Below are 26,269 nucleotides of genomic sequence, written 5' to 3'. Positions count from 1 at the left end.
AAAATCAATAAATTGATTTTCCTTGTTTTTATATGCTGCCGGCTTTCAGTCGGGCAACGTCATCAGGCTTGTCGTTAACCTCAAGGGCTCACACCGTGAGCCCTTGATATTTACCGCTTAATCACACCGGCGGCAGATCGAACAGCAGGATTTCGCTCTCTTCGTCGGCCTGAATCGTCAGCGCAGATTCATCCCACACCGCGAACGCGTCGCTGATGCCGGCGGTCTGGCCGTTGACCGAGACCTTACCGCGCACCACCTGGATCCAAACGCGACGGCCGGCGGCGATCGGGCATTCCCCCTGCTCGCCTTTATTCAGCGCCCAACGCGATAGCGTCATATCCTGGAACACCTTCAGCGAGCCGTCACGCGCATCCGGCGACAGCACCAGCTGACGGCCCTGCGGCGCGTCGAACATGCGCTGCTCGTAGCGTGGCTCAAGCCCGACCTGATCCGGGATGATCCAAATCTGGTACAGGTGCAACGGACGATCCTGATTGGCGTTGTACTCAGAGTGACGCACCCCGGTGCCCGCACTCATGATCTGGAATTCGCCGGCCTGGATCTGCTCCTTGTTGCCCATGCTGTCCTGATGTTCCACCGTGCCGCTCAGCACATAGGTCAGGATTTCCATGTCTTTATGCGGGTGGGTACCGAAACCCTGCCCTGCGTCGATCACATCTTCGTTGATCACCCGCAGCGCCGAGAACCCCATAAAGTTCGGATCGTAGTAATCGGCAAATGAGAAGGTGTGCCAGCTATCCAGCCAGCCATGATTGGCGTGGCCGCGGTCTTCCGCTTTACGTACATAAATCATATTCAACTCTCCTCAATGTTTTTTTACAGTCTAGTCCTGCCAGCAGAATAAGAAAGCGTAAAAAACTCATGCCTCTGTTCAAAAATTTCGATGGAATGAAACAGCGGATGGGCAGCGGATTTGTTGAAGGCGGAAACGGCTGAAAAACGGCAAAAAAAAAGCCAGCACCCGAGCTGGCTAAGTAAACACTGGAAGCAATGTGAGCAATGTCGTGCCTTCGCAGCGAGAGTATCAAGGGTTGATGCCCTCCCCGGAACGCATCGCAATAATAATCATTATCATTCGCACCTGTAAAGCGTTTTTTTTGACCCGTTCAAATAATATTGACTCAAGGCAGTAAACGGATAAATTCAGAGGTTATTCAACCGGTAAGCAAAAGGAGCAGCGACATGAGCGAGATCGTGATACGCCACGTGGAAACAACGGATGCGCAAGCCCTGCATCATCTTTATTCGCAGACGCCCGTCTATCGCGATACGCTGCAGCTCCCGCTACCGTCCGTCGAGTCCTGGCATAAGCGCCTCGCCAATCCCGAACCGGGCACGCATAACCTGGCGGCCATCATCGACGAGCAGCTTGCCGGCCAGTTGGTTGTGATGCTGAATCAGCGCGTTCGCCGCCGCCACGTCGCCACCTTCGGCATCGGCGTCGATCCGCGCTACCACGGCAAAGGCGTCGGCAGCCGCCTGATGCAGGCGATGATCGACCTGTGTGACAACTGGGCGGCCATTGAGCGCATCGAACTGACGGTGTTCACCGACAACCCGGCGGCCATCGCGCTATACCGCAAATTCGGTTTCGAGATAGAGGGCACCAGCCGCGCCTATGCCATGCGCGACGGCGTGCTGGTCGACGCCTACCATATGGCGCGTTTGCGCTCCGGGCAGCCGTACGGCGATGCGTAATATTCCCCACCCGCAGGGGCCGCTGTGCCGGCCCCTGCATATCAACCGCCGAACCTTTTTACAAGCGCTGGCCGGCCTGACCGCCGCCATCGGCATATTCTCTCCTCTCACCCCATTAGGTGCCGCTATGCCAACTCCCGCCGCCGGGCGCCCAGGCGCTCGCAACCTGATTACCGATGTGCCGGGCCTGAAGGTCGGCGTGGCGCAGGACAGCCGGGTGCGCACCGGCGCGACGGTTATCCTGCCGGACAGCCCGGCGATTGCTGCCGTGGACGTGCGCGGCGGCGGCCCCGCCACCCGGGAAACCGACGCGTTGGGTGAGGACAATTTGGTACAGACCATCGATGCGCTGACGTTCAGCGGCGGCTCGGTTTACGGTCTGGCGGCGGCGGATGGCGTCGCAGCCTGGCTGGGGCAACAGGGTAAAGGCTACGCGCTGCGCCCGGCACCCGGCGTGCCGGTCTCCCCAATCGTGCCCACCGCCTGCCTGTACGATCTGGCCAACGGCGGCGACAAAAACTGGCAGCTCACGCCGCCGTATCGCCAGTTGGGCATCGAGGCGGTCGGCAAAGCCGGCCTGGATTTTCCGCTGGGCACCGTCGGCGCCGGCTACGGCGCCATGACCGGCATGGGTAAGCTGAAAGGCGGCCTCGGCTCGGCATCTATCATTGCCGCCAATGGCGCTACCGTCGGCGCCCTGGTGGCGGTCAACAGTTTGGGTGCGGTGGTCGCACCCGGCACCCGCGCCTTCTGGGCGACGCCTTATGAAATTAACGGTGAATTTGGCAACGGCGGCGCGGCGGCGCTGGCGCAACTGCATGCGCAGGGTGAAGACTGGATGGTGCAAGAGCCGCAGGGCGGCAGAAAGAACACCACCCTAGCCTGCATCGCCACCGACCTGGCGCTGACGCGAGTGGAGTTGAAACGGGTGGCCATCATGGCGCAAGACGGTATGGCGCGCGCTATTCGCCCGCTGCACAGCCCGTTTGACGGCGACGTGGTGTTCGCCCTGTCCACCGGGCAGCGCGAGGTTCAGGGCAGCCGTGAACTGGCGGTACTGCAAATCGGCGCGCTGGCGGCGGATACCCTCGCTCGGGCGATCGCCCGTGGTGTGCATACCGCCACACCGTGGCCAGGCAGCCAGGTCGCAACCTGGCAAACGCTCGGCGGCTAACGCGCCGCTATCAAAAAAGGGGCGCCGGCGGCGCCCCTCGATCTTTATTGCCCCTCGCCGTTTAAATACCGGCGGTTTCCCGAATATAGCGACGCGCTTTCACCGCATACTCGAACGGGTTGGCCAGCGCCGGATCCTGCTCGGCCTCCACCACCATCCACCCTTTGTAACCGCGCTCGTCCAGCAGCTTGAACACCGGCCTGAAGTCGATCACGCCATCACCCGGCACGGTGAAGGTGCCCTTCTTCACGCCGTCGAGGAAGCTCAGCTTGTTGGCCTTCACTTCCGCCACCACCTCATCGCGCACGTCCTTCAGATGGACGTGGTTGATGCGCGGCAGATACTTCTCCAGGATCGCCATCATCGCCTGCTGGCTGCCTTCCGAATAGTAGGCGTGCCCGGTATCGAACAGCAGGTAGACGTCGTCGTTGACCATGCTCATGTAGCGATCGATTTCGGCCGTGGTCTGAATGCCAGTGCCCATGTGGTGGTGCAAACACACCTGCATGCCTTTGTCGGCGGCGATCTTCGCCAACTCGTTGTAACCGTCGGCCACCCGCTGCCACTCTTCATCGCTGAAATACGGCTTCTCTTCGAACACGCCTTTGGTGGTGCCCTGAATACTCTTGCTCTGCTCGGAGCAGCCGATCACCCTGGCGCCCATGGCATGCAGGAAATTCATGTGGTTGATAAACTCATCGATGGTTTTGTCTTTCTGACCGTCGGCGAAAAAGGTGCTGAACCAGGCGTTGCAGATCTGGATGCCGCGAATATCCAGCATCGGTTTCAGCACCGCCGGATCGCGCGGGTATTTGCTGCCCACTTCACTGCCGGTGAAACCGGCCAGCGCCATTTCGCTGACGCACTGCTGAAAGGTATTTTCCTTGCCCAGATCGGGCATGTCGTCGTTGGTCCAGCCGATCGGCGCGATGGCCAATTTCACGTTGTCTTTATTCATGGTCTGCCTCGGTCCTTGGAGGGTCGCCGGTGCAAACGCCGCCGGCGAGCCGAATAAGATTATTTGCCCAACAGCTCTCTTTCGATGCGCTCTCTGGTCGCCACCGCCTGGCTCGGCATCTTTTCCGGGTAGCCGAACAGCGAGGTGCAGATGATCGATTCGCCGCCGGCCTTGAAGCTGCGGTTGGCAAATTCCATCTCGCGCAGCGTCTGGAAAAGGGCGTCGAAATTCACCTCGCCTTCGCCGATGCCGACGTGCTGATGCACCGCGGCGTCAACGCCTGGCGGATTGACGATATAACGGCAATGCTTGGTGTGATTCATGGTGTCGGCGATCAGCACGTGGGAAAGATCGTCCCCGGCGTACTGCAGCATGCCGGCCACGTCACCCTGCCCTTTGTCGTAGTAGAAGGTGTGCGGCACGCTGTAGAGGTATTTGACGTGGTCGCTGCGCAGCGACTTCACCAGATCGGCGGTTTCGTTACTCAGCTCGCAGAAGTCCCACGGGTGCGACTGGATCTCCATACGGATACCCTCGCGCTCAACGATCGGCAGCAGCTCCTCCATAGAGCGATACCACAGCTCCTCGCAGATCTCCGGTTCGTTGGGGTTGCCCGCCAGTTCGGTGTTGATCACCTGCACGCCCATTTCCACCGCGATTTCGATCATCCGCCGCCAGTTTTTGACCGCTGCCTGGCGGCGATCTTCCCCCGGCCCGGACCAGCGATACACCACGATAAATGAGGAGATCTCCACGCCGGTCGCTTTCAGGGCGTTTTTATACTCCGCCATGATTTCGCGGCTGGCCTTCGGATGCTTGTAAAACGGGTTGATCTGCGGGTGCGGCGACTGCTCGATGTATTTGTAGCCCCAGTCCGCCACCTGCTGCACCATTTTGGTCACGCCCAAATCCCGGATAACGTCGACATCAAAAGCGATCTTCATGGTCACTCCTCTGCAATCGTAGGTATGGGGGACAAGCCGATTATTTGTTGTAGAACACCGGGCGCGCCGGCAGGGTCACCGGCACGATCTCGCCGCTGAGCTGGGCCGCCACGCAGGCGTCGGCGGTCACCGCGGCGGCGTAGCCGTCCCAGGCGGAAGGCCCGGTCAGCTTGTCCGCGGCCACGTCGTTGATGAACCCCTGCAGCTCGACGTCATAGGCGTCGATAAAGCGATCTTTCCAGTCGGTCAGGATTTCGGTCGACAGGCGGGCGCCGCTGCGCATCTGCACCGAGGACGGCTCCGGCAGTTTGGCGATGCCGGTTTCCCCCACCACTTCACACTGAATGTCGTAGCCGTACTGGCAGTTGACGAAAATTTCGACGTCGATGCGCGTACCCTTGGCGGTTTCGAACAGCACAATCTGCGGATCTTTCAGGTGCGGGAACGCCTTCGGGCTCTTGCGCGGAAACACCACCTGCACCGACACGTAGTCGTCGTCGAGCAGCCAGCGCAGCACGTCGATTTCGTGGATCAGGGTGTCGGTGATCGCCATATCGGTGGTGTAAGCCTCGCCGACCGTCGGGTTGCGGTGCGCGCAGTGCAACATCAGCGGTTCGCCGATCTGGCCGCTGGTCAGCACCTGTTTCAACGCGCGATAGCCCTGGTCATAGGGGCGCATAAAGCCGACCTGCACCAGCCGCTTGCCGTGCTTCGCTTCGGCATCGACGATGTTTTTGCAGCCCTGCGCGGTCACCGCCAGCGGCTTCTCGCAGAACACCGGTTTGCCGGCGGCGATGGCCGCCAGCACGAATTCTTCGTGGCTCGGCCCCCAGGAGGTGACCAGCACCGCCTGCACGTCGGCGGCCTTGATCAGATCGTGACCGTTGTCATACACCCGCGCATCCAGCTGCAGATCGCTCACCACCTTGGCGGCGTTGTCGCGATTGATGTCGTTCACCGCCACGACGCGGGCGCCCTGCAACACTTTGCTGCAGCGACGGATATGATCGCGGCCGATGGCGCCGGTGCCGATAACCCCAATGTTCAATGTCATTTTCGCTACCCTCGAGATTTATGTATGAAAACGAATCAGTAATCGCGCGCCTTATCGATGTTTTCCTGCAGCTTGCGCGCCACTGCGACGATTTTCTCGCTGTCGGCCACCTGAGCGCCGCCCACGCGCCACCAGCTGAGATACTTGTGCACCATGGTCTTCGGCAGCACCTTGATGTCCAGCAGCGTGGACACGGTTTGCCTGCGGGCGTCGGCCAGCGCGTCGAGCAGCTGCTGCTCGGTGGTGACGCGATAGGTTTTACAGCCGTAAGCCGCCGCCAGCATGGCGAAATCGACCGGCACCAGTTTGCCGTCGAGCTTGCCGCCCTCTGGATTGCGGAAGCGGAATTCGGTGGTGTAGCTGTCCATGCCGTGCTCCATCTGCAGATTGTTGATGCAGCCGTTGGTCATGTTGTCGAACAGCACCACGTTGATCTTGCAGCCTTCCTGAATCGAGGTGACCAGTTCGGAGTGCAGCATCATGAAGGCGCCGTCGCCCACCATCGCGTACACCTCGCGCTGCGGCTCGGCCAGCTTGACCCCCAGCGCAGCGTTCACCTCGTACCCCATGCAGGAGTAACCGTATTCCACGTGATAACCGTGCTCGCCGCGGTTGTGCCACACCCGCTGCAGATCGCCCGGCAGGCTGCCGGCGGCGGCGACGATCACGCTGTCCGGCGGCAGCTCGCGGTTCAGCATCCCCAGCACCCGGCTCTGGGTCAGCGCGGAATCGGTCTGGGCGATAAATTCGGCGAACACCCGCTCGCGATCGAGGTGATCGTCTATCTCCGGTACAAAACCCGCGCCGCCGTATTCCACCGCGTAAACCCGCTCGGTCTCTTCACGCTGGGCAGCGCGCGCCGCGGCGATGGCGTCGCCCCAGCCGGCGCGGTAGTCAGCCTGCGCCAGCAGCGCGCCCAATGCGTTCAGGGCCTCGCGGGCGTCCGCCAGCACCTGCACGCCGTCGAGCTTGCCGGCGTCAAAGGCACTGACGTTGATATTGAGGAAGTTAACGTCCGGGTGTTGGAACAGCCATTTGGACGAGGTGGTGAAATCGGTGTAACGGGTGCCGACGCCAATCACCAAATCGGCCTGACGGGCCAACGTGTTGGCCGCCAGGCAGCCGGTTTCGCCGATGCCGCCGAGATTGAATTCATGGTCGCTCGGCACCGTGCCTTTGCCGGCCTGAGTCTCGGCGAACGGAATGCCGAAGCGCTCGGCGAATTCGCGCAGCGCCCGCCCGGCCTGCGAGTACTTCACGCCGCCGCCGCACACCAGCAGCGGTTTGCGCTTGGCGGTCAGCAGCGCCAGCGCGTCCGCCAACATGCCGTCGGTCGCCGGTCGGCGATCGAGCCGGTGCACGCGTTTTTGGAAGAAATAGTCGGGATAGTCGTAGGCTTCCCCCTGCACGTCCTGCGGCAGACACAGCGTCACCGCGCCGGTATCCGCCGGATCGGTCAGCACGCGCATCGCGTTGATGCAGGCACTCATCAGCTGTTCCGGCCGCACGATGCGGTCCCAGTATTTGCTCACCGCCCGGAACGCGTCGTTGGTGCTGATGCTGAGATCGTAAGACTGTTCGATTTGCTGCAGCACCGGGTCCGGCTGGCGGGAAGCGTAAACGTCGCCCGGCAGCAGCAATAAAGGTATGCGGTTGGCGGTGGCGGTGGCGGCGGCGGTGATCATATTGGCGGCGCCGGGGCCGACCGATGAAGTGCAGGCGTAGATCTGCCGGCGCAGCTTCTGTTTGGCGAAGCCGATCGCCGCGTGGGCCATCCCCTGCTCATTGCGGCCCTGATGCACCCGCAGATCGCCGCTATCCTGTTCCAGCGCTTGCCCCAGCCCCAGTACGTTGCCGTGGCCGAAAATCGCGAAAATGCCCGCGACGAATTTGGTTTCCACCCCGTCGGCCAGCAGATACTGGTTATCGAGAAATCTGACGAGCGCCTGCGCCATGGTTAGCCTGATCTTGCCCATTTACTCACCCTTTAGATTGAGGGCCGCCCCGGAAAGGGCTCGCGCCGAGCCGACAATCCCGTGTTTGTATTACGCGGCGGCAGCTATTATCTTGAGCAGGCGATGCCCGCTGCTCACGAAGTCGACAACCTGAAACGTGAAGCGATTATAAACAAATATATTTTTCATAAAATCACATTACAGAAGAAACATTTCATTTTGCGATAAAGATCGCATATTACATGAAAAGCCCGTTTCATCTCGTGATTCAGCCTTCACGGGCTGCGCGCCGCGCACTGGCCGATTGAAGCCGTTACCACACGGGCTGACAGCCTTTTATCCTGATCTAATCCCTTTTTCTGCGCGCGCCCGGTCGCCGTCTTATGGCCGCTTCATCGGCTTTTCCCGTTCCCCTGCCGATGTTTTAAATGCATCACATTTTCGGGGTGTAAATTTCATTCTATATTGAAATTGAAATTTTCATTCCCCATACTGACCACATGCTTCCTGCAGGGCGCCACGCTCGGGCCGCCGCCGGGGTTTTGCTTAAACAGAAGGAAACGGGTATGGCTACACAAGAAAAACAGCTTGATGTCATTTGTCTCGGGCGCATCGCCGTCGATTTCTATGCTCAGCAGATCGGCGCGCGGCTGGAAGACGCCGGCACATTCGCCAAGTACCTCGGCGGCTCTTCCGGCAACGTGGCCTACGGCACCGCCATTCAGGGGTTAAAATCCGGCATGTTGGCGCGCGTCGGCGACGAGCACATGGGCCGCTTTCTGCGCGAAGAGCTGCAGCGCGTCGGGGCCGATACCCGCTGCCTCATCACCGACAAACGTCGGTTAACCGGCCTGGTGATCCTCGGCATCAAGGATCAGGAAACCTTCCCGCTGATCTTCTACCGCGAAAACTGCGCGGACATGGCGCTGACGCCGGACGACATCGACGAGGCCTACATCGCTTCCGCGCGCGCGCTGGCCATCACCGGCACGCACCTGTCGCACCCGAACACCCGCGCCGCGGTACTGAAGGCGCTGGAATACGCGCGCCGCCACGGCCTGCGCACCGCGCTGGACATCGATTACCGCCCGGTGCTGTGGGGGCTGACGTCGCTGGGCGACGGCGAAACCCGCTTTGTGGAATCGGATCAGGTCACGCGCGAGCTGCAAGAGGTGCTGCACCATTTCGATCTGATCGTCGGCACCGAAGAGGAATTTCATATCGCCGGCGGCAGCACCGACACGCTGACGGCGCTGAAAAACGTACGCCGGGCCACGGCGGCCACGCTGGTGTGCAAGCGCGGCGCGCAGGGCTGCTCGGTGTTCGAAGGCGAAATCGCCGACGACTGGGCGCAGGTGAAGCTGCACGCCGGCGTGCGGGTTGAAGTGCTGAATGTACTGGGAGCCGGCGATGCCTTTATGTCCGGCCTGCTGCGCGGCTACCTGAACGATGAGGGCTGGGATCAGGCCTGCCGCTACGCCAACGCCTGCGGCGCATTGGTGGTGTCGCGCCACGGCTGCGCGCCGGCCATGCCGACCAAACGGGAGCTGGACGACTATCTGCTGCGCGAACGGCAGGTTACGCGCCCGGACCGCGACGCGCGTCTGAACCACCTGCATCGGGTCACCACCCGCAAACAGCAGTGGCCGGAACTGTGCGTGTTCGCCTTCGATCACCGCAAGCAGTTGGCGGACATGGCGCACGAAGCCGGCGTCGGCGAAGAGCGCATTCCACGCCTGAAAACCCTGCTGTTAACGGCGGCGCAACAGGCTGCCGCGCAGGCCGGCCTCAACGGCAACAGCGGCATTCTGGCCGACACCACCTACGGGCAGGCGGCACTGAACGAGATCACCGGTCAGGGATGGTGGATTGGCCGGCCGGTGGAGCTGCCCAGCTCGCGCCCGCTGCGCCTGGAGCACGGCAATATCGGTTCGCAACTGATCGACTGGCCGCAGGAGCACGTGGTGAAGTGCCTGGTGTTTTATCATCCGCACGACGCGGCAGAACTGCGCCGCGAACAGGATGAGCTGATCGCCGACGTCTACCGCGGCTGCTGCAAATCCGGCCATGAGCTGCTGCTGGAAGTGATCCTGCCGGACGGCAACGCCGACAAGGACGAGCGCTATTACCTGGAGATGATTGAGCACTTCTACCGGTTGGGCATTCAGCCGGACTGGTGGAAACTGCCGCCGCTGAGCGCGGAAAACTGGCAGCGGGTCGGCACGCTGATCGACACCTACGATCCCGACTGCCGCGGCGTGCTGATCCTGGGGCTCGACTCCCCGGAGGCGGTGCTGAAGGCGGGCTTTGCCGCCGCCGCAGATGCGCGCTGGGTAAAAGGTTTCGCCGTCGGCCGCACCATCTTCGGCCAACCTTCGCGCCGCTGGCTGCAGGGGGAAATCGACGACACGGCCCTGATCGAGCAGGTGAAACAAAAATACCTGACGTTGATCGGTTTCTGGCGCCAGTACCGTCCGCAGGCGGGCAGCACGCACTGACAGCGAGAACAGGTTCACGTCCCCTTAAGGCCATTTCGCCGCTTTAAGGGGATTTTTTTGCCCCTTTTCTGTGAAGTCGCGCAATGTGCGATCGAATAAATCGCTTTTTGAGGAAATGAAATTTCCGCTCCGTCTGTTAAAATACCCTGTCAATATTTCAGGCGTCAGGCCAATGCGCCTTCACCCCACTGCGAGCCGAATGGATGAACAACCCAACTCAACTTTCGCTGTTACAGGACGAGATTCGCCACCGTTATGAAACGCTGAGTAAGCGTTTGAAGCAGGTGGCGCGCTATATTTTGGATAACAGTAACAGCATCGCTTTCGATACCGTTGCCTCCATCGCCGCACAGGCCAGCGTGCCGCCTTCCACCCTGATCCGTTTCGCCAACGCCTTCGGCTTCAGCGGCTTCAACGAAATGAAGCAGGTGTTCCGTCAGCATCTGATGGAAGAGACGGTGAACTATACCGAGCGCGCGCGCCTGTTCCGCCAAACCTCCACCGACGACAACGTCGCGCCGGAGAAACCGGCGGAAATTCTCAACGTATTTACCATGGTCAACGCGCAGGCGCTGCAGCAGCTGGCGATGCAGATCGCTCCCGAGCAGCTGGATCGCGCCGTCGAGCTGCTCAACAACGCTGAAAACATCTACGTGATCGGCCTGCGCCGCTCGTTCAGCGTCGCTTCCTACCTCACCTATGCACTGCGCCATCTGGAGCGCCGCGCGTTTCTGATCGATGGCCTGGGCGGGATGTTCACCGAACAGCTGAGCATGGTGAAACCGAAGGACGTGGTGATCGCCATCAGCTATTCGCCGTACGCCCGCGAGGCGGTGGAACTGGTGGAACTGGGCGCCAAGCGCGGCGCGCAGCAGATCGCCATCACCGACAGCCAGGTCAGCCCGCTGGCCGCCTTCAGCGACGTCTGTTTCGTGGTGCGCGAAGCGCAGGTGGACGGGTTCCGCTCGCAGGTGGCTTCGATGTGCCTGGCGCAGACGCTGGCGGTCTCGCTGGCGCTGAATAACGCCCGGGACGAGTAAGGCTGGGGTGAACGCGCCCGACAGGCTCGGGCGCGGCGGGATTATTGCAGCAACAAATAGCGGTAGAGCGCACTTTCCAGATCCTGCTTCATGCTGATGAAAAGCAGAATCTCCACCGTCTGGCCGTCGTAGTCATAGATGACGCGGTATTCGCTATCGGGATCCAATCGCTCGTGCAACCGTACCCCCATGCCCGCCAGCACGGCGTTGAAGCGGTAGCGGGCAGGATCGTCGGCAATTGCCGCAAGGGACGATAACAACAGATTGTCCACGAACACCCCGGCTGCGGCGGCCCCTATCGTTCCGCTCTTGTAAGACTCGATGTCTTTCAGGCTCCATTCCGCCGCCGGCGCGACGGTAAAACGTATTTCCTTGGGCATCCTGCACCTCGGGCCTATTTCCGCGCGTCGCGCAGCCGCTGCAACGTTTCTTCGGGCGACAGACCACGCTGATTTTTAATCTCTTGCTTCGCCATCATAGTCAGTTTCAGCAACGCGTTGGACTGGCGCTCCAGATTGCGTTCCCGAATTTCGGCCTCTCTCTCAGCCGCCGTTTGCACAAACAGCTCAGCAACACCATTTTTTGTGACGTAAACCCCGCCTTCAAACAGATCGGGCGAACCTAATCCTTCTCGCGCCGCTTTTTGGGACATGGTAGTCGTCATGGTTTTTCCTCCTGCGCATAGGCAATCACGCTGTATCACAGCGGTTCTTTGGATTCACTCAGCCGGGGAGCGATCGTATGCGGACAGGTTATCATTTGAACAAGATGGAGGGCAAATTTAGGTCAAATTTATACCCTGATAAAAAGAAAGCCCGGCAAGCCGGGCCTCTAGGCGCTTATTGCGCGGCGGGATAGGCGTCGCCGTTAATCCAGGTGTGGTCTTTTTCCCAGGTGAATTTCCACTGCCGCACCGGCCCGGCCATCACGTTGAGGTAATAGTTGTCGTAACCCGCCAGGGTCGCCACCGGGTGATAACCGCGCGGTACTTTCACCACGTCGCGATTGTAGACCGGCATGCACTCGTCGAGCGTGCGATCGTCGGTATAGACACGCTGCATGCAGAACCCCTGCTCCGGCTGAATGCGGTGATAATACGTCTCTTCGAGATAGGTTTCGTCCGGCGAGTCTTCCCGATCGTGCTTGTGGCTTGGGTAGGAGCTGGTATTGCCCTCGTCGGTGTAAACCTCCACCACCAGCAGGCTGTCGGCCGGCTCGCTGTCCGGCAGAATGTTGTGCACCAACCGCTGGTTACGCCCCTTGCCGCGCCGCTCCACGCCGACATCCGCCGGCGTAATCAGCCGTGAAGGCAGGTGGCCGCTGCCGGGCGCGCTGCACACCGCCAGCTCCAGATCGGTTTCTGCCCGCACGTCGATGCGATCGTGGTGCGGCACATACACCGCATAAGGCGGCGTACGTTCGAACGGGCTCATGCGCTTGCCGAAATGCGGGTATTCGGCGCGCAGCGTGGCGACGGAGGCGATACCGGCCACCAGCACCAGGCACAGCTCCTTATCGCCGCACTCAAGCTGCAGCGACTGCCCGGCGGCCAGGCGGTAAACGTCAAAGCCGACATAGCGCCAACCGGCATTTTCCGGCGTCACGTGCTGGATGCGCCCTTCGGCGTTCGGCGTCTGACATTTGGCAAGCAGTGAAGACATCTCGATTCTCCTGTTAACTCCCCGTGCAAAGGCCGCTGCCCCAAAGGAACAACGGCCCGCTCATGCTCTGCGATCGCTTAACCCAGCGTCGGCATGCTGAATTCGGACACCGTCTGCTGCCCGGCCGGCCAGCGCGCGGTGGCGGTCTTCATACGCGTGTAGAAGCGCACGCCATCGGTGCCGTGCACGTTCAGCGCACCGAATACCGAGCGCTTCCAGCCGCCGAAGCTGTGGAACGCCATCGGCACCGGTACCGGCACGTTGACGCCGACCATCCCGGCCTGCACTTCTTGCACGAACTGGCGCGCGTAGTGGCCGCTGCCGGTAAAGATGGCGCTGCCGTTGCCGAACTCGTGGCCGTTCACCGTGTCGATGGCGGCACGGTAGTCCGGCACCCGCACGATGCCCAGCACCGGCCCGAAGATCTCTTCGCGGTAGATGCGCATATTCGGTTTCACATGGTCGAACAGCGTGCCGCCGACGTAGTAACCCTCAGCATAGCCCGGCACCTGATAATTGCGGCCGTCGGCCACCAGGGTGGCGCCTTCTTCCACGCCCAGATCGATGTAGCCCAGCACCTTTTTCTGGTGGGCGGACGACACCAGCGGCCCCATTTCATTCTCTTCACCGCCCTGCTGTAAGCCCGGCCCGACGCGCAGCTGCGCGATCAGCGGCTTCAGCTTGGCGATCAGTTTATCGGCGGTGTCGTCACCGACCACCACGGCGATCGGCAGCGCCATGCAGCGCTCACCGGCGGAGCCGAACGCCCCCCCCATCAACGCGTTGACCGTGGCGTCCAGATCGGCGTCCGGCATGACGATCGCCTGGTTCTTCGCCGCGCCGAAGGCCTGCACCCGCTTGCCGTGTGCGCTGGCGGTGGTATAGATATGTTCCGCCACGGTAGAGGAGCCGACGAAGCTCACCGCCTGAATGCGCGGATCGGTGCACAACTGCGCTGCGTCTTCATTGGCGCAGTGCACCACGTTGAAAACGCCGTCCGGCAGGCCGGCTTCTTTCAGCAGCTCCGCCAGACGCACCGAGGCGGAAGGCACCAGCGCCGGCGGCTTGAGGATAAAGGTGTTGCCGCAGGCCAGCGCGATAGGGAACATCCACATCGGCACCATCGCCGGGAAGTTGAAGGGGGTAATGCCCGCCACCACGCCCAGCGGCTGCATCAGCGAGAAGCTGTCGACGCCGCTGCCGACGTCAGATGAGTATTCGCCCTTGATCAGATGCGGGATGCCGCAGGCGAATTCGACCACTTCCATGCCGCGCGTCAGTTCGCCCAGCGCATCCGAATACACTTTGCCGTGCTCGCTGACGATAAGCTCGGCCAGCTCGTCGCGGTGCTGTTCCAGCAACGCCTTGAAATTGAACATGATGCGCGCGCGGCGCAGCGGCGTGGTGCGCGACCAGTCGGCGAACGCCCGATGCGCCACGTCGATGGCCTGTTTGACTTCGGCGGCGGTGCTCTGCGTGACGCGCCGCTCAACCTGCCCGCTGGCCGGGTTGTGCACGTCGACGGTTTGATTACTGCTGCTCAGGCACACCTGCCCGCCAATAAAGTTACCCACGGTTTTCATGTCACGCCCTCTTTTCAAGTCCGCTGTCGCCTGGCCACACGCCGGCGGCGCGGCGTTAATCGTCCCGCTCGCCAAACCCCGTCGGCAAGCCGGCTAAATCCTGACCGGATGCAGCAAACTCTATTTCATTGAAAAAAAAGTTTCAAATAAATTGTTTTGAAAAATTTGTTTTTAGTGCGTGAGGTCGCAATTTTGCGGTGTCGATCGGATTAGCGCTTTCATTACCGTGCCAGGGAAAGCGCAACGGCGGTGGAGAAAACAGGGGTAATACACACTGACTTTGCTACAGAAAACCCGCACTGTGCCTGCTCTGTCGCCGTTACCGCCGGCCCCCGCTCGCCCAAGGTGTCCGAATCGCTCGCGACGGTTTTTTTTGAACTGGATCTAAAAATCAATATTCCATTATTCACTAATTATGAAATAAATGTTCTTGTTTGTTCCAGCATTTATCGACGACATCGCCTTGATGACAGGCACGGTTCACACCCTTCCGCTCGCCCTCTTCCCGACAACCCAACCGTGCGGACGGAAGCCAGGATAAAAATCGGAGCAACACATGTCATATCAGCGTAAGCACAATACCGGCTACATATTGCGAATTTGCGGCATCGCCGCCCTGGGCGGCATTCTGTTCGGTTACGATACCGCCGTGATTTCCGGCGCGATTGAAGCGTTGAAAACCTATTTCAGTCTCAGCCCGGCCGAAACCGGCTGGGCGGTCTCCAACGTGGTGATCGGCTGCGTGGTCGGCGCCTTCGCCGCCGGGCCGCTGGCGGCGCGCTGGGGCCGTAAAAAGGCGCTGATGCTGGCGGCGCTGCTGTTCACCGTGTCCGCCGTGGGCGCGGCCTTGGCCCCGACCTTCACCTGGTTCGTCATCTACCGCATCATCGGCGGGCTGGCGGTCGGCATTGCCGCCACCGTGTCGCCGATGTACATGTCGGAAGTGTCGCCAAAAGACATGCGCGGGCGCGCGCTCAGCATGCAGCAGTTCGCCATCGTCTTCGGTCAGATCGTGATTTTCTACGTCAACTTCAAAATCGCCAGCCTCGCCAGCGAAGCCTGGCTGGTGGAAATGGGCTGGCGCTGGATGTTCGCCTCGGGCGTGATCCCCTGCATTCTGTTCTGCATCCTGGTGTTCGTCATTCCCGAATCGCCGCGCTGGAACGTGATGATGGGCCGTGACGATCAGGCGCTGGCGATGTTGACCAAGGTCTCCAACGCCGCCCACGCGCAGAATCTGCTGAAAGAAATCAAAGACTCGCTGCAGCAGGATCAACAGCAGCAGCACCGGAAGCTGAACTACGGCGATGTGCGGGTACGCTTCATCCTGTTCGTCGGCTGCATGATCGCCATGCTGCAGCAGGTGACTGGCGTCAACGTAATGATGTATTACGCGCCGGTGGTGCTGAAAACCGTGACCGAAAACGCGCAGGAAGCGCTGTTTCAGACCATCTGGATCGGCGTGCTACAGCTGGTCGGTTCGGTCATCGGCGCCATGCTGATGGATCGCATGGGCCGCATTCCGTTGATGCGTTACGGCACGCTGGGCGCCATCGCCGGCCTGCTGCTCACCTCGTACGCGCTCTACACGCAGGCCACCGGCTATTTCGCGCTGTTCGGTATGCTGTTCTTCATGGTGTTTTATGCGCTCTCCTGGGGCGTCGGCGCCTGGGTGCTGGTGTCGGAAATCTTCCCGAACCGCATGCGCGCGCAGGGAATGAGCATCGCCGTCGGCTGCATGTGGGTCGCCAACTTCGCGGTGTCGCAGTCGTTCCCGATGATCAACGACCACCCTTACCTGTTCTCGCATTTCCACGGCGCCTTCCCGATGTGGATCTTCGCCGCCTGCTGTCTGTTCAGCTACTGGTTCATCGGCCGCTACATTCCGGAAACCAAAGGCGTCTCACTGGAAAAAATGGAGCAGGTGGTGTTGGCCAAACGCCACCGTCACCCCCTGCCCGACGGCAAGCCGCTGCCGCTGGAAAACGGCAAATCCTGATCTCTCAACCCTGACCGCTGGAGTAATGACTCATGACCCTTGCGCTGGACCGCTTCTGCATTAACCGCAAGATCGCGCCGAATCTCGATCTGGACAGTTTTTTCCGCCTGGTGAAACGCTGTGGGCTCAGCAAAGTTGAGCTGCGCAACGACATGCCCAGCGGCAAGGTAACTGACGATCTGAGCGACGCGCAGCTCAACGCGCTCGCTGCGCAATACGGCATCGAGGTCGTCACGATCAACGCCCTTGGCATGTTCAATCGGGTAGACGACCCCGCTGCGCTGCAGCAACGCGCCGAAGCGTTGCTGGCGCAGGCGCAGGCCATCCACAGCCGGGCGCTGGTGCTGTGCCCGCACTGCAGCGCCGACGACAGGCGCAGCGAGCAGCAAAAACGCGATGACACCCTTACCGCGCTGCGGCTGCTGGCGCCGCTGTTTGCGCGCTATGGCGTGCAGGGGTACGTCGAGCCGCTGGGCTTCGGCATCAGTTCGCTGCGATCGTCGCTGCTGACCCAGGCGCTCATCCGCGATTCGGGCGCGCCGTACCGCATCGTGCTCGATACTTTCCACCACTACCTGAGCGATGTGACGCAGGCCGACTTCGACGCGCAGATCCAGGTGGCGCAGATCGGCCTGGTGCATCTGTCCGGCGTGGAAGACGGGCGGGATAAAGGCGCGCTGAGCGACGAAGAGCGCATTATGCTGAGCGCGGGCGATCGGCTGGAGAGCCGCCGCCAGGTGCAGAACCTGGAACGCCTGGGCTACACCGGCGTCTATGCCTTCGAGCCCTTCTCTTCGCAGCTGGACAGCTGGAGCGAGGCGGATATCGAACGGGAAATCCGCCACAGCATTGCCCTGCTGCAAGGGTAAAAAAAACGGCCTCCGCGGAGGCCGTTTTTCATGGCGTTACTTCAGGTTGCCGACCACCAGCTGGTGGCGCTCGTTGTAAAACTTACGGTAGGCCAGATAGCAGGCGATGATGGTCGACAGGCTGGCGGTAGAAAGCAGCATGAAGGTCACCATAATCTGGTATTTGATCGCTTTCACCGGGTCGATGCCGGCGAAGATCAGCCCGGACATCATGCCCGGCAGGCTAACCAGCCCAACGGTTTTCGCCGAGTCCACGGTCGGGATCAGCGAAGCGCGGATGCTATCGCGGATCAGCGCCGCCGAAGCGAACTTGGGCGTCGCCCCCAGGCTGAGCATCTCCTGAATCTTCTGCTGTTCGCTTTTGAAACGCTGGCCGAGGTTGGTGTAGCACAGCCCCACCGCCACCATGGCGTTACCGGCGATCATCCCGGAGATGGGGATCACCTGCATCGGCGTAAATTCGATGGAGCCGGTCAAGACCAGTACCGCCAGCGTCAGCACCGCGCCGGTGGTGATGGCGATAAACGACGTCACGAACGCGTGTTCGACGTACTTGCTGCGCTTCTTGGCGTTGTAGGCCGCGTTAAAGCAGATGAACAGCACCATCAACACGGTGAGCAGCGCGTTATCCAGGTCGAAAATATACTTCAGCACGTAGCCGACGATGATCAGCTGCACCACCGCGCGGCAGATGCTCCAGATAATGTCCTTTTCCAGCGCCAGCTTTTCCCGGTGGCTGATCAGGATGGCGACCACCACCAGGATCATCGACAAGCCCAAGGATTCGTTGGTGATGTTATGCTGATTCATGCTGTTGCTCCTGTTGCTCGGCGCCGTGCGCGCGCAGGGTGATCACCTCATCCGCATGCGCTATCTCTTCGGTATCGTGCGTCACCCACAGCACCGCCAGCTGGTGCTCCGCCACCAGCTGATGCACTATCTCATTGACGTTGCGTTTGTTTTCCTCGTCCAGCGCGCTGGTGATCTCATCGAGCAACAGCACCCGGGGCATAAACTGCAGGTTGCGGATCAGGGACACGCGCTGCTTCTCCCCGCCGGACAGCTCATTGATGCTTTTCGTCAGCATCGCCTCCGGCAGCCCGAAACGCGCCAGATCGGCCTTCATTTTTCGCTCGGCCGGCGGCTGTTGGCGGATCTGGTAGGGCAGCGCCAGATTGTCGTAAACCGTATTGCCGAACAGCGACGGCGTCTGGAAGCAGTAAGAGACCTGCTTGCGATACGCCTCCGGCGACATCTCGGCGATCGCCTGACCGTCGAAATAGAGGTTTCCGCTGGTCGGATCCATTAAGGAAGAGATGATTTTCAACAACGTGCTTTTCCCGCAGCCGGAAGGCCCGGTGATCAGTTTGAACTCGCCTTCACCCAGCGTGAAAGAGACGGAGTCCAGGATCACCTGGTCGTCTATTTGATAATGAATATCATCCAATCTCAGTATGTCTTTCTTTTCCTTCATTACGATGCCGGCTCCCTACACCTGTTCCCGTCTGAGCGATAAGTATATGGCCGCAAAAAACATCTTAGCAATGCCTGCGCGGGTGGCAGAGCGTGGAAAGGAGGATTGGCGGAGCGAAACGCCCCGCCAAAATGATAAGATTAATTAATGATTAGCTGTAGGAATAGTCAAAAGCGACCGCCAGGGTCGAATCACTCTTTTTTTATCGCTGCCTGTTCGTCGCCGCTGTACCAGCGGAGAGAGTTATTGATGCTGCGATGGGTGCAATGAACCTTGCCCTCCTTTTCCAGCGCCAGCAGCAGGGTGCGGGTGGTATAAATATTTTCGCCGCATTTATCCGCCAGCTCGCGCGTCTTCGGCCACTGCTCCGGCGGGGGATGATGGCCCCCAGACCCTTCCACGCGATCCCTGCACAATCCTTGCAACACATTCAGCATCAGCGATTTTCTGCTTTCAAACGTTTTCGGCGCCTTGGCCATAGCATTCCTCCTGAGTGGTTACTGCTGAGCACCCTGCTCACGACTGCACGTCAGCAATGCGCAGGGTGTAAATCATGGTGGCGTCCGGGGGGATTGCCGGCGGGCTGCCCTGCTTGCCGTACGCCAGCGGCGGTGGCACCACCAGCGTGATCGAACCGTGGCGCTGCAGCTTCTCGATAGCGGCGCGAAACAGCGGCGGATAGCGCGTCAACGGCTGCGAAATCACCGTTCCCGCCAGCTCCATATCTTTGACCACCCGGCCGTCGGTCAGGCTTTCGCGCACCACGATATCCACCCGATCGTCGGCGCCGATCGCGCCGCTGCCGGCATAGTCCACCCGGTAGTAGAAACCGAGTGCATCCCGCTTTACCCCTTCCTGGCGGGCGAAATCGGCCAGATAGGCCTTGTCGTCCAGCGGAGGAGCCGGTGTCTGCTGCAAACGTTGCTGCGCCGTGCGCAGCGCGCTGTCGATGGCGGCCTCATCCAGCCGCAACCGCCCGGCCAGGGTATCGGCGATGCCGGCCAGCAAAAGCTGCCGGTCTGCCTCCAGCCCCGCGCGCCGGTTCTCCTGCTGCAAGTGCACAATGTCGCGCCCCAGAGACACGCCGGCGGCATACGCCTGTTTGTCCGCCTCGCTGGCCAGCAAGGGCGGTTCGGGTGCCTGTTGCCGCTCGGCCAGCAAGGTGTCGATCCGCTTCTGCTGCTGCGCCAACTGCACCGCCAAACTTGCGCTGCGCTGTTCGGCCCGCGTGAGCGAAGCGGCCAATGCGCCCACCTCAGGCACCGGCGCAACGGCTTGCCGCAATCCCTTCAGGGCATCGGCCAGCGGCCGAATATCGACGATGGCCCGTTCCCGTTTCGGCGCCGCTGCGGCCTGAGCCGCCGCCAACTGCCGCTCCAACTGACGGATTTTCTCCGCCTGCTGTTGCAAAGACTGCTTCAGTGAAGTTAAACGAACGCCGTCTGCCCCGGCGATGGCAGCCGGTTTGGCAGCCGGTGCGGGCGCCGGTTTACGCGCGGCTTCTTCCTTGAGCGCGGCCGGCGGCGCCTGCCGTTGTTCGGCAAACTTCAACAGGGCGGGAATGCCGTCGTCGGCGGCGCAAGCAGCCCCGTTCACCGCCAACAGCAATACACCTATCGCCCATCCTTGCGCGCATCGCTTCATGGCTACAGATTCTCAACCCGGCTGGACAGATCGGACATCAGCTCATGCTCGACGTCGGCGCAGAATTTCTCGGTTTTATATTGATAAAGAGCATCAATCGCTTTACGGGTACTCTCATCCACGTTGCCGCGCACCCCGGCATATCCCGAGGCGTTGGAAAGCAGGCCGTTAAAATAGGCAATGCGCTTTTGGTAACTTTGTGGATTAATATTTTTTAACGAATTAACCCGTTGTTGGCAAAGCGCGATGCGTTGTTCATCGGATTTATCATTAGGATTGTTCTGTGAAAGTTTTTTCACAGAATTCAGTTTTGTCTTGCTACCGTCCGCACAGCCAGATAGCACCATAAAAGACAGCAAAAATATAGCCAATCCCACCTTGCGGCGTCCGCCACAAGCATTAATCATCGTTATCATTCCGTTTATAATCCTTTAATTGTCACTTAGGTCATCATTATGTGGCGAACGGCAGCAGCACATGCCTTAATTTGATTAATCAAAAGGGGTTAGGCAGCGAAAAATCCCTATACCGCAGTGCGATAGAATAATTCACTACCGGCGAAATTGTTATTCAATTGTTAATTAATTAGATCTAAACGCGAGTTAAACGCGAATAAGAAACCCAATCACTCGTGAACAGAAAATCATAAAACAACAATAAAAACAATGAATTGTGTTTTATATTTTGTTTCTAAAAGGAAATGCATCATCTGCTGCCTAAGGGCGATATTAGCAAAACAATATTGTGAATTGTAGGTGCCCCCCTATTTCTCCCGATCTAATATCTCGCATATCGTTATTTATATAGTGATTTATACTGGATAATATTTGTATACGATCTATTGATTTTAAAGCAAATATATTTCTTTTTCCTTTTGGTTTTATATTCTGAATTTGACTTAATTTAATAAAATCTATTTCCAAGCAATACTATTATTTGCAAGAATATTCCCAGCAACACGCCACACATAAAACTCGTATTTTATTTACCAGAAAATCCACTGTCGATTTTCCAAATGTCGTTATTTCTCATAAATAACGGATGTTGGCGTATTGCCCAGAGCAAAAGGATCTGGCTCCAACCGCACGGCCGGCGACATGGCGTTGCCGCCGCCGCGGGGGATTTAGATGTGCTGTTCTTTTTATTTAAAAACTCTCTACAGGAACCTGAGAAATGAAACTGAATAAATTAATGCTGGCAACCGTGATTGCTTTCGCTTCCGCATCTGTTGCGCATGCAGCACCTAATCAGGGCAGCGGTAAAGTCACCTTTACCGGCGAAATTATCGATGCGCCATGCAGCGTCGCGCCGGAATCCGTTGATCAGACCGTGCCAATGGGCCAGATCAGCAGCCGCATCCTGGCTAATCAGGGTAAATCCAGCATGCAGCCTTTCAACATCGAGCTGAAAGATTGCTCCATCTCCACCATGAAGAACGTCAAGGTGACCTTTACCGGCACGCCTGATCCGATCAACAACAAACTGCTGGCCCTGAGCGGCACGGCAACCGGCGCCGGCATCGTGATCTACGACAACCTGCACTCCAAAGAAGTGGAACTGGGCACCGCGACCGACGGCCAGGGCCTGAACGACGGCGACAACTCGCTGAAATTCGCCGCCTACCTGCAGGGCAGCGGCGCCTCAAGCACCGTGGTACCGGGCGACTTCACCAGCGTGGCGAACTTCACCCTGGCTTACCTGTAATACCCCACAGGGGATGTCTCAGGGCATCCCCCGCTTTATTGCATGCCGAGGATACCGGCAAGGGAACAGGGAAAGACAGGGAGACGCCAGCATGACTATCCGCCTTTGCGGCCTGTTGCTCATCGCGCTCAGCGTAGGCAGCGCGGCGGCGGCAGCGAAAAATCAGGGCCACGGCAAAGTCAGCCTGGGCGGCACCATCGTCGAAACGCCGTGCGGCATCGCCAGCGACAGCCTGGATCAAACCGTCGATTTCGGTCTGATCTCCATGAGCGACGCCTCGCAGGACGGGCAATCGGTGCTGATCGGCAGCCGCCGCCATTTCACGATCAAACTGGTGAACTGCGAACTGGCCAGCCAGGTAAGGCCTGACTTCATCTATCGCGCGGCCAACGTCACGTTCGACGGCACCGCCGACAGCCGGGATCCTGCCCTGCTGGGCGTTTACGGCGAGGCGAAAGGGGTGGCTATCGAGCTGTTGACCGATGCCGGCACCCCGATCCCGCTCGGCAGCACGACGGCGGATTACCAGATTGTCGCCGGCGACAACACGCTGCGCTTCGGCGCGCAGTTGCGCCTGCATCCCGACAAGGCACGGGCGGGCGGCTTCAGCTCTCTGGCCAAATTCACCCTGTCTTATCTCTAGCGCCGGCGGGCGCTGCACAGCATTACGTATTCAGGTCGTACGGATGACCTGCTATTGGGCGCGGACTTGCCATGAGTGATTATGCTATGACGTCATTACTGACACGGAAACACCTACCTCTCCTCGTCATTCTATCTTTCCTCTGGGTGCGTCCGGCATTTTCCGCCACGGAATTCAATACCGACGTCTTGGATATCGGCGAGCGCAGCAAAGTGGATCTTTCGCGCTTCTCCGATGCCGACTACGTCATGCCCGGCGCTTATTTGCTGGACATCAAGATCAACCAGAAAACGCTGCCCCAGCGCAGCATTCAGTATTTCCCGTCGCCGGATAACAAAAGCGGCAGCCAGGTGTGCCTGCCGCCTGACCTGGTGGAAAAAATGGCGCTGAAAGAAGAAGCGGCCAAAAAAGTCACCCTGTGGCACGACAACCAGTGCGCCGACATTCGCGGCATCAAAGGCGCGACCGTCTCCGATCGCATCGGCGGCGGCGTGCTGGCGATCACCATCCCGCAGGCGTGGATGAAATACTCCGATCCCGACTGGACGCCGCCCGAGCAGTGGGACGACGGCATCCCCGGCCTGCTGCTGGACTACAACCTGAGCGGCCAGTTAGGCAAGCAGAACCACAACAACAACACCGCCCAGAACCTGAGCAGCTACGGCACGCTGGGCGCCAACCTGGGCGCCTGGCGCCTGCGCGCGGACTACCAGGCCAATTACAATCAGCAGGCCGGCGATCGCAGCACCGGTTTCGACTGGAACCAGATCTACGCCTATCGCGCGCTGCCGATGCAGGCCGCCAAGCTGACGCTGGGCGAAATTTATCTCGACTCCGGGGTATTCGACGCCTATCGCTTTACCGGCCTCAACCTGGCCAGCGACGAGCGCATGCTGCCGCCCAACCTGCAGGGTTACGCGCCGGAAGTGCGCGGCATCGCCAAGAGCAACGCCAAGATCACCGTCTCGCAGGAAGGCCGCACGCTGTACGAAACCACGGTGCCCGCCGGGCCGTTCGCCATTCAGGATCTCAACAGCTCGGTGCGCGGCAAGCTGGACGTCAAGGTGGAAGAGCAGGACGGCACCGTTTCGACCTTCCAGGTGGATACCGCGACCATTCCTTATCTGACCCGACCGGGCTACGTGCGCTACAACGTGGCGCTCGGCAAAACCTCGGCCTACGACCACCGCACCCAGGGGCCGCTGTTTTCCGCCAGCGACTTCTCCTGGGGGCTGAACAACGCCTGGTCGCTGTACGGCGGCGCGCTGCTCGGCGGCGACTATAACGCCTGGGCGCTCGGCCTCGGCCGCGATCTGAACGTGTTCGGCGCCATGTCGCTGGACGTCACCCAGTCGATCGCCCGTCTGCCCGGCGAGCCGACCGCCAGCGGCATGTCGTTCAAGCTCAACTACGCCAAACGCTTCGACGAGCTGAACAGCCAAATCACCTTCGCCGGCTACCGCTTCTCGCAGCGCAAGTTCATGAACATGTCGCAGTACCTGCAGGAGCGTTACGGCGATTACGACAAGAATTACAACGGCCGCCAGAAAGAGCTGTACACCATCACCGCCAGCAAAACCTTTATGGCGGGAGACAGCGCCAAGGCGATCACCGCCTACCTGACCTACTCGCATCAGACCTATTGGGATGCGCGAACTCAGGATCGTTACGGGCTGTCGGCCAGCAAGCTGTTCAGCGTCGGCGATATCAGCAACATCACCGCCTCGCTGTCGGCTTACCGCACCTATTACCAGGGCCGCACCGACGACAGCGTGATGCTCAACTTCACCGTGCCGATCGGCGATCGCCGGCGCGTCGGTTATGCGCTGCAAACCAACAATGGCGATGTCACGCAGACCGCGTCGTACAACGACTACAGCGATCCGGACAATACCTGGCAGGTCAGCGGCGGCTTCAATCAGTCCGGCAAATCGCTGGCGCGCGGGTACTACACCCACAACGCCTCGTTCGGCTCGCTGAACGCCAGCGCCTCTTACCAGCAGGACAGCTACTCGTCGATCGGCGGCTCGTTCCGCGGCGGCCTCACCGCCACCCGGCACGGTATCGCGGCGCACCAGAACTCGAGCAACGGCGGCAGCCGCATGATGCTCGACACCGACGGCATCGCCGGCGTGCCGATCAACAACGGCCGCGCCTACAGCAACCGTTTCGGGCTGGCGGTGATTTCCGACATCACCAGCTACTACAACACCGACACCCGCATCGACGTCAACAAGCTGGCGGACGACGTCGAGGCCACTCGCGCCGTGGTGCAAGGCACGCTGACCGAAGGCGCCATTGGTTACCGCCACTTCGAGGTGGTGAAAGGCAGCAAGCTGCTGGCCACCATTCGCCTCGCGGACGGCAGCGAGCCGCCGTTCGGCGCCGCGGTCCTGAGCGAGAAAGGCCGCGAGGTCGCGGTGGTCAACGACGGCGGCTCGGTCTACCTGACCGGCGTGCAGCCGGAGGAAAAACTGGACGTCGCCTGGGAAGGCCAACGCCGCTGCCGCATCGTGATCCCGGGCGCCGCCAAGCCGCTGGACCAGCTGCTGCTGCCGTGCGCCACCCTGTAATCCGTAACGCTGAGAAATAATGACATGAACAAACACCCGATAACGCTACTGACCGCCGCCGGCCTGGCCCTGAGCGCCGTACTGCCCACCGCCGACGCGGCGATATCGCTGGATCGCACGCGCGCCGTCTATGTGAGCGACGCCAAATCGATCAGCCTGAATATCGTCAACGAAAACAAAGAGCTGCCATTCCTGGCGCAGTCCTGGCTGGAGAACGAGCAGCACCAGAAAATCACCTCGCCGCTGGTGGTGCTGCCGCCGTTGCAGCGCGTGGAGCCGAGCGAACGCAGCGTAGTGCGCATCACCAAGACGCCGGAGGCGGATCGCCTGCCGCAGGATCGCGAGTCGGTGTTCTACTTCAACCTGCGCGAAATTCCGCCGAAAAGCACCAAAACCAACGTGATGCAGCTGGCGCTGCAAACGCAGATCAAGCTGTTCTACCGGCCGAAGGCCATCGTCGCGCCCAAGGGCCAGGTGTGGCAGGAAAAGCTGGTGTTCCGTAAAAGCGGCGGCGCCGTCACCGTCGACAACCCGACGCCGTTTTATATCACCCTGACCGGCATGACGCGGCAGACGCAAAAACAGGGCGGCGGCGCGATCGGCGGTTTTCAGCCGCTGATGCTGAAGCCGAAATCCAGCGAAAGCCTCAAGCTGCAAGAGACCGGCATGAACAGCTTTGTCATCACCTACATCAACGACTACGGCGGCCACCCGGAGCTGCGCTTCGCCTGCAACGGCAGCGTTTGCACCGCCGTGCCCGAGAAAAAATAAGGA

24 protein-coding genes are annotated in these 26,269 nt (G+C 60.2%); 10 read left to right on the top strand and 14 right to left on the bottom strand.

All coding sequences use genetic code 11. The features are described from left to right. Positions 1 to 121 precede the first annotated feature (121 nt). Complete coding sequence (locus tag FUU19_RS04635; protein WP_004930835.1) at positions 122 to 817, bottom strand: pirin family protein; 696 nt, start codon at positions 815 to 817, stop codon at positions 122 to 124. 389 nt (positions 818 to 1,206) lie between these two features. Here FUU19_RS04635 and FUU19_RS04630 point away from each other — a divergent pair, with 389 nt between their 5' ends. Together FUU19_RS04630 and FUU19_RS04625 are read left to right on the top strand one after the other, a co-directional pair. Continuing rightward, positions 1,207 to 1,722, top strand: coding sequence for a GNAT family N-acetyltransferase (locus FUU19_RS04630; protein WP_230489972.1), 516 nt, complete (start codon positions 1,207 to 1,209; stop codon positions 1,720 to 1,722). Then, positions 1,715 to 2,896 carry a P1 family peptidase gene (locus FUU19_RS04625; RefSeq protein WP_230489970.1) on the top strand — a complete coding sequence of 394 codons (1,182 nt, stop codon included), beginning with the start codon at positions 1,715 to 1,717 and terminating at the stop codon, positions 2,894 to 2,896. The genes FUU19_RS04630 and FUU19_RS04625 overlap by 8 nt, the downstream gene beginning before the upstream one ends. 61 nt (positions 2,897 to 2,957) lie before the next feature. On the opposite strand, the gene iolE is transcribed toward FUU19_RS04625, so the two are convergent. The 4 genes from iolE to iolD are packed head-to-tail and all read right to left on the bottom strand — an operon-like array spanning position 2,958 to position 7,828. Further along, entirely contained in the window at positions 2,958 to 3,854 is an 897-nt protein-coding gene (gene iolE / locus FUU19_RS04620) for a myo-inosose-2 dehydratase (protein WP_015379329.1), read from the bottom strand. A 59-nt stretch (positions 3,855 to 3,913) separates the two neighbouring features. Further along, complete coding sequence (locus FUU19_RS04615) at positions 3,914 to 4,798, bottom strand: sugar phosphate isomerase/epimerase family protein (protein ID WP_019455195.1); 885 nt, start codon at positions 4,796 to 4,798, stop codon at positions 3,914 to 3,916. A 40-nt stretch (positions 4,799 to 4,838) separates the two neighbouring features. Then, positions 4,839 to 5,852, bottom strand: a complete 1,014-nt coding sequence (gene iolG, locus FUU19_RS04610) for a bifunctional inositol 2-dehydrogenase/D-chiro-inositol 1-dehydrogenase (protein ID WP_202670428.1) — start codon at positions 5,850 to 5,852, stop codon at positions 4,839 to 4,841. A gap of 35 nt (positions 5,853 to 5,887) precedes the next feature. Beyond that, positions 5,888 to 7,828 (bottom strand): 3D-(3,5/4)-trihydroxycyclohexane-1,2-dione acylhydrolase (decyclizing), encoded by a 1,941-nt coding sequence (iolD, locus tag FUU19_RS04605; protein WP_230489969.1) that lies wholly within the window; start codon positions 7,826 to 7,828, stop codon positions 5,888 to 5,890. Positions 7,829 to 8,373: 545 nt separating this feature from the next. Between iolD and FUU19_RS04600 the strand changes: the two genes are divergently transcribed. Beyond that, entirely contained in the window at positions 8,374 to 10,305 is a 1,932-nt protein-coding gene (locus tag FUU19_RS04600) for a bifunctional 5-dehydro-2-deoxygluconokinase/5-dehydro-2-deoxyphosphogluconate aldolase (protein WP_230489968.1), read from the top strand. A gap of 203 nt (positions 10,306 to 10,508) precedes the next feature. After that, on the top strand, positions 10,509 to 11,345 hold the full coding sequence (locus FUU19_RS04595; RefSeq protein WP_004930856.1) for a MurR/RpiR family transcriptional regulator: 837 nt from the start codon (positions 10,509 to 10,511) through the stop codon (positions 11,343 to 11,345). 41 nt (positions 11,346 to 11,386) lie between these two features. Here the strand turns inward: FUU19_RS04595 and FUU19_RS04590 are convergent, their stop codons facing one another. The 4 genes from FUU19_RS04590 to FUU19_RS04575 form a co-directional block, all read right to left on the bottom strand. Further along, a complete protein-coding gene (locus tag FUU19_RS04590) occupies positions 11,387 to 11,725 on the bottom strand; it encodes a type II toxin-antitoxin system RelE/ParE family toxin (protein ID WP_049202849.1) in 339 nt (112 codons plus the stop codon). A gap of 14 nt (positions 11,726 to 11,739) precedes the next feature. Then, a complete protein-coding gene (locus FUU19_RS04585) occupies positions 11,740 to 12,009 on the bottom strand; it encodes a hypothetical protein (protein WP_004930864.1) in 270 nt (89 codons plus the stop codon). A gap of 175 nt (positions 12,010 to 12,184) precedes the next feature. Next, positions 12,185 to 13,006 carry a 5-deoxy-glucuronate isomerase gene (iolB, locus tag FUU19_RS04580; protein ID WP_230489966.1) on the bottom strand — a complete coding sequence of 274 codons (822 nt, stop codon included), beginning with the start codon at positions 13,004 to 13,006 and terminating at the stop codon, positions 12,185 to 12,187. A 77-nt stretch (positions 13,007 to 13,083) separates the two neighbouring features. After that, positions 13,084 to 14,589, bottom strand: coding sequence for a CoA-acylating methylmalonate-semialdehyde dehydrogenase (locus tag FUU19_RS04575; RefSeq protein WP_202670431.1), 1,506 nt, complete (start codon positions 14,587 to 14,589; stop codon positions 13,084 to 13,086). A gap of 556 nt (positions 14,590 to 15,145) precedes the next feature. Here FUU19_RS04575 and FUU19_RS04570 point away from each other — a divergent pair. Both FUU19_RS04570 and FUU19_RS04565 read left to right on the top strand, forming a co-directional pair. Further along, positions 15,146 to 16,588: a sugar porter family MFS transporter gene (locus tag FUU19_RS04570; protein WP_049202853.1), complete on the top strand. Its 1,443-nt coding sequence runs from the start codon at positions 15,146 to 15,148 to the stop codon at positions 16,586 to 16,588. A 32-nt stretch (positions 16,589 to 16,620) separates the two neighbouring features. Continuing rightward, positions 16,621 to 17,457 carry a TIM barrel protein gene (locus FUU19_RS04565; RefSeq protein ID WP_141972072.1) on the top strand — a complete coding sequence of 279 codons (837 nt, stop codon included), beginning with the start codon at positions 16,621 to 16,623 and terminating at the stop codon, positions 17,455 to 17,457. Between the two features lie 36 nt (positions 17,458 to 17,493). On the opposite strand, the gene fetB is transcribed toward FUU19_RS04565, so the two are convergent. From fetB to FUU19_RS04540, 5 genes are all read right to left on the bottom strand, one after another. Next, on the bottom strand, positions 17,494 to 18,267 hold the full coding sequence (fetB, locus tag FUU19_RS04560; RefSeq protein ID WP_060441406.1) for an iron efflux ABC transporter permease subunit FetB: 774 nt from the start codon (positions 18,265 to 18,267) through the stop codon (positions 17,494 to 17,496). Then, complete coding sequence (gene fetA, locus FUU19_RS04555; protein WP_230489965.1) at positions 18,254 to 18,931, bottom strand: iron efflux ABC transporter ATP-binding subunit FetA; 678 nt, start codon at positions 18,929 to 18,931, stop codon at positions 18,254 to 18,256. Before fetA ends, fetB begins: the two co-directional genes overlap by 14 nt. A 191-nt stretch (positions 18,932 to 19,122) precedes the next feature. Then, a complete protein-coding gene (locus FUU19_RS04550; RefSeq protein ID WP_141972068.1) occupies positions 19,123 to 19,410 on the bottom strand; it encodes a FaeA/PapI family transcriptional regulator in 288 nt (95 codons plus the stop codon). Positions 19,411 to 19,447: 37 nt separating this feature from the next. Then, positions 19,448 to 20,575, bottom strand: a complete 1,128-nt coding sequence (locus tag FUU19_RS04545; RefSeq protein WP_230489963.1) for an FKBP-type peptidyl-prolyl cis-trans isomerase N-terminal domain-containing protein — start codon at positions 20,573 to 20,575, stop codon at positions 19,448 to 19,450. 2 nt (positions 20,576 to 20,577) lie between these two features. Beyond that, the gene (locus tag FUU19_RS04540) at positions 20,578 to 20,991 is read right to left on the bottom strand and encodes a hypothetical protein (protein WP_038871468.1); all 414 of its coding nucleotides are present in this window, start codon (positions 20,989 to 20,991) and stop codon (positions 20,578 to 20,580) included. 757 nt (positions 20,992 to 21,748) lie between these two features. Here FUU19_RS04540 and FUU19_RS04535 point away from each other — a divergent pair. The 4 genes from FUU19_RS04535 to FUU19_RS04520 all read left to right on the top strand — a co-directional run bounded on the left by FUU19_RS04535 (position 21,749) and on the right by FUU19_RS04520 (position 26,266). Next, entirely contained in the window at positions 21,749 to 22,279 is a 531-nt protein-coding gene (locus FUU19_RS04535) for a fimbrial protein (protein ID WP_141972064.1), read from the top strand. A gap of 91 nt (positions 22,280 to 22,370) precedes the next feature. Next, the gene (locus FUU19_RS04530; protein ID WP_230489962.1) at positions 22,371 to 22,922 is read left to right on the top strand and encodes a fimbrial protein; all 552 of its coding nucleotides are present in this window, start codon (positions 22,371 to 22,373) and stop codon (positions 22,920 to 22,922) included. 71 nt (positions 22,923 to 22,993) lie between these two features. Continuing rightward, the gene (locus tag FUU19_RS04525; protein ID WP_430726435.1) at positions 22,994 to 25,495 is read left to right on the top strand and encodes a fimbria/pilus outer membrane usher protein; all 2,502 of its coding nucleotides are present in this window, start codon (positions 22,994 to 22,996) and stop codon (positions 25,493 to 25,495) included. A 24-nt stretch (positions 25,496 to 25,519) separates the two neighbouring features. After that, entirely contained in the window at positions 25,520 to 26,266 is a 747-nt protein-coding gene (locus FUU19_RS04520) for a fimbrial biogenesis chaperone (protein WP_141972058.1), read from the top strand. The last annotated feature ends 3 nt before the right edge of the window (positions 26,267 to 26,269 follow it).

Source organism: Serratia montpellierensis (assembly GCF_020858655.1).
GTDB classification, from domain to species: Bacteria; Pseudomonadota; Gammaproteobacteria; order Enterobacterales; family Enterobacteriaceae; genus Serratia; species Serratia montpellierensis.
Note: the sequence above shows the minus strand (reverse complement) of the source record. Positions and strands in the feature narration are given on the sequence as shown.

Excerpts from the sequence above, each read along its gene's own strand:
- FUU19_RS04575 (WP_202670431.1), bottom strand. The coding sequence starts at position 14,589 with ATGAAAACCGTGGGTAACTTTATTGGCGGGCAGGTGTGCCTGAGCAGC.
- iolB (WP_230489966.1), bottom strand. The coding sequence starts at position 13,006 with ATGTCTTCACTGCTTGCCAAATGTCAGACGCCGAACGCCGAAGGGCGC.
- FUU19_RS04625 (WP_230489970.1), top strand. The coding sequence starts at position 1,715 with ATGCGTAATATTCCCCACCCGCAGGGGCCGCTGTGCCGGCCCCTGCAT.
- FUU19_RS04590 (WP_049202849.1), bottom strand. The coding sequence starts at position 11,725 with ATGCCCAAGGAAATACGTTTTACCGTCGCGCCGGCGGCGGAATGGAGC.
- FUU19_RS04600 (WP_230489968.1), top strand. The coding sequence starts at position 8,374 with ATGGCTACACAAGAAAAACAGCTTGATGTCATTTGTCTCGGGCGCATC.
- FUU19_RS04535 (WP_141972064.1), top strand. The coding sequence starts at position 21,749 with ATGAAACTGAATAAATTAATGCTGGCAACCGTGATTGCTTTCGCTTCC.
- FUU19_RS04545 (WP_230489963.1), bottom strand. The coding sequence starts at position 20,575 with ATGAAGCGATGCGCGCAAGGATGGGCGATAGGTGTATTGCTGTTGGCG.
- FUU19_RS04525 (WP_430726435.1), top strand. The coding sequence starts at position 22,994 with ATGAGTGATTATGCTATGACGTCATTACTGACACGGAAACACCTACCT.
- FUU19_RS04520 (WP_141972058.1), top strand. The coding sequence starts at position 25,520 with ATGAACAAACACCCGATAACGCTACTGACCGCCGCCGGCCTGGCCCTG.
- FUU19_RS04530 (WP_230489962.1), top strand. The coding sequence starts at position 22,371 with ATGACTATCCGCCTTTGCGGCCTGTTGCTCATCGCGCTCAGCGTAGGC.
- FUU19_RS04585 (WP_004930864.1), bottom strand. The coding sequence starts at position 12,009 with ATGACGACTACCATGTCCCAAAAAGCGGCGCGAGAAGGATTAGGTTCG.
- FUU19_RS04540 (WP_038871468.1), bottom strand. The coding sequence starts at position 20,991 with ATGATAACGATGATTAATGCTTGTGGCGGACGCCGCAAGGTGGGATTG.
- fetA (WP_230489965.1), bottom strand. The coding sequence starts at position 18,931 with ATGAAGGAAAAGAAAGACATACTGAGATTGGATGATATTCATTATCAA.
- FUU19_RS04570 (WP_049202853.1), top strand. The coding sequence starts at position 15,146 with ATGTCATATCAGCGTAAGCACAATACCGGCTACATATTGCGAATTTGC.
- iolE (WP_015379329.1), bottom strand. The coding sequence starts at position 3,854 with ATGAATAAAGACAACGTGAAATTGGCCATCGCGCCGATCGGCTGGACC.
- FUU19_RS04615 (WP_019455195.1), bottom strand. The coding sequence starts at position 4,798 with ATGAAGATCGCTTTTGATGTCGACGTTATCCGGGATTTGGGCGTGACC.
- FUU19_RS04635 (WP_004930835.1), bottom strand. The coding sequence starts at position 817 with ATGATTTATGTACGTAAAGCGGAAGACCGCGGCCACGCCAATCATGGC.
- iolG (WP_202670428.1), bottom strand. The coding sequence starts at position 5,852 with ATGACATTGAACATTGGGGTTATCGGCACCGGCGCCATCGGCCGCGAT.
- FUU19_RS04630 (WP_230489972.1), top strand. The coding sequence starts at position 1,207 with ATGAGCGAGATCGTGATACGCCACGTGGAAACAACGGATGCGCAAGCC.
- FUU19_RS04595 (WP_004930856.1), top strand. The coding sequence starts at position 10,509 with ATGAACAACCCAACTCAACTTTCGCTGTTACAGGACGAGATTCGCCAC.
- FUU19_RS04565 (WP_141972072.1), top strand. The coding sequence starts at position 16,621 with ATGACCCTTGCGCTGGACCGCTTCTGCATTAACCGCAAGATCGCGCCG.
- iolD (WP_230489969.1), bottom strand. The coding sequence starts at position 7,828 with ATGGGCAAGATCAGGCTAACCATGGCGCAGGCGCTCGTCAGATTTCTC.
- fetB (WP_060441406.1), bottom strand. The coding sequence starts at position 18,267 with ATGAATCAGCATAACATCACCAACGAATCCTTGGGCTTGTCGATGATC.
- FUU19_RS04550 (WP_141972068.1), bottom strand. The coding sequence starts at position 19,410 with ATGGCCAAGGCGCCGAAAACGTTTGAAAGCAGAAAATCGCTGATGCTG.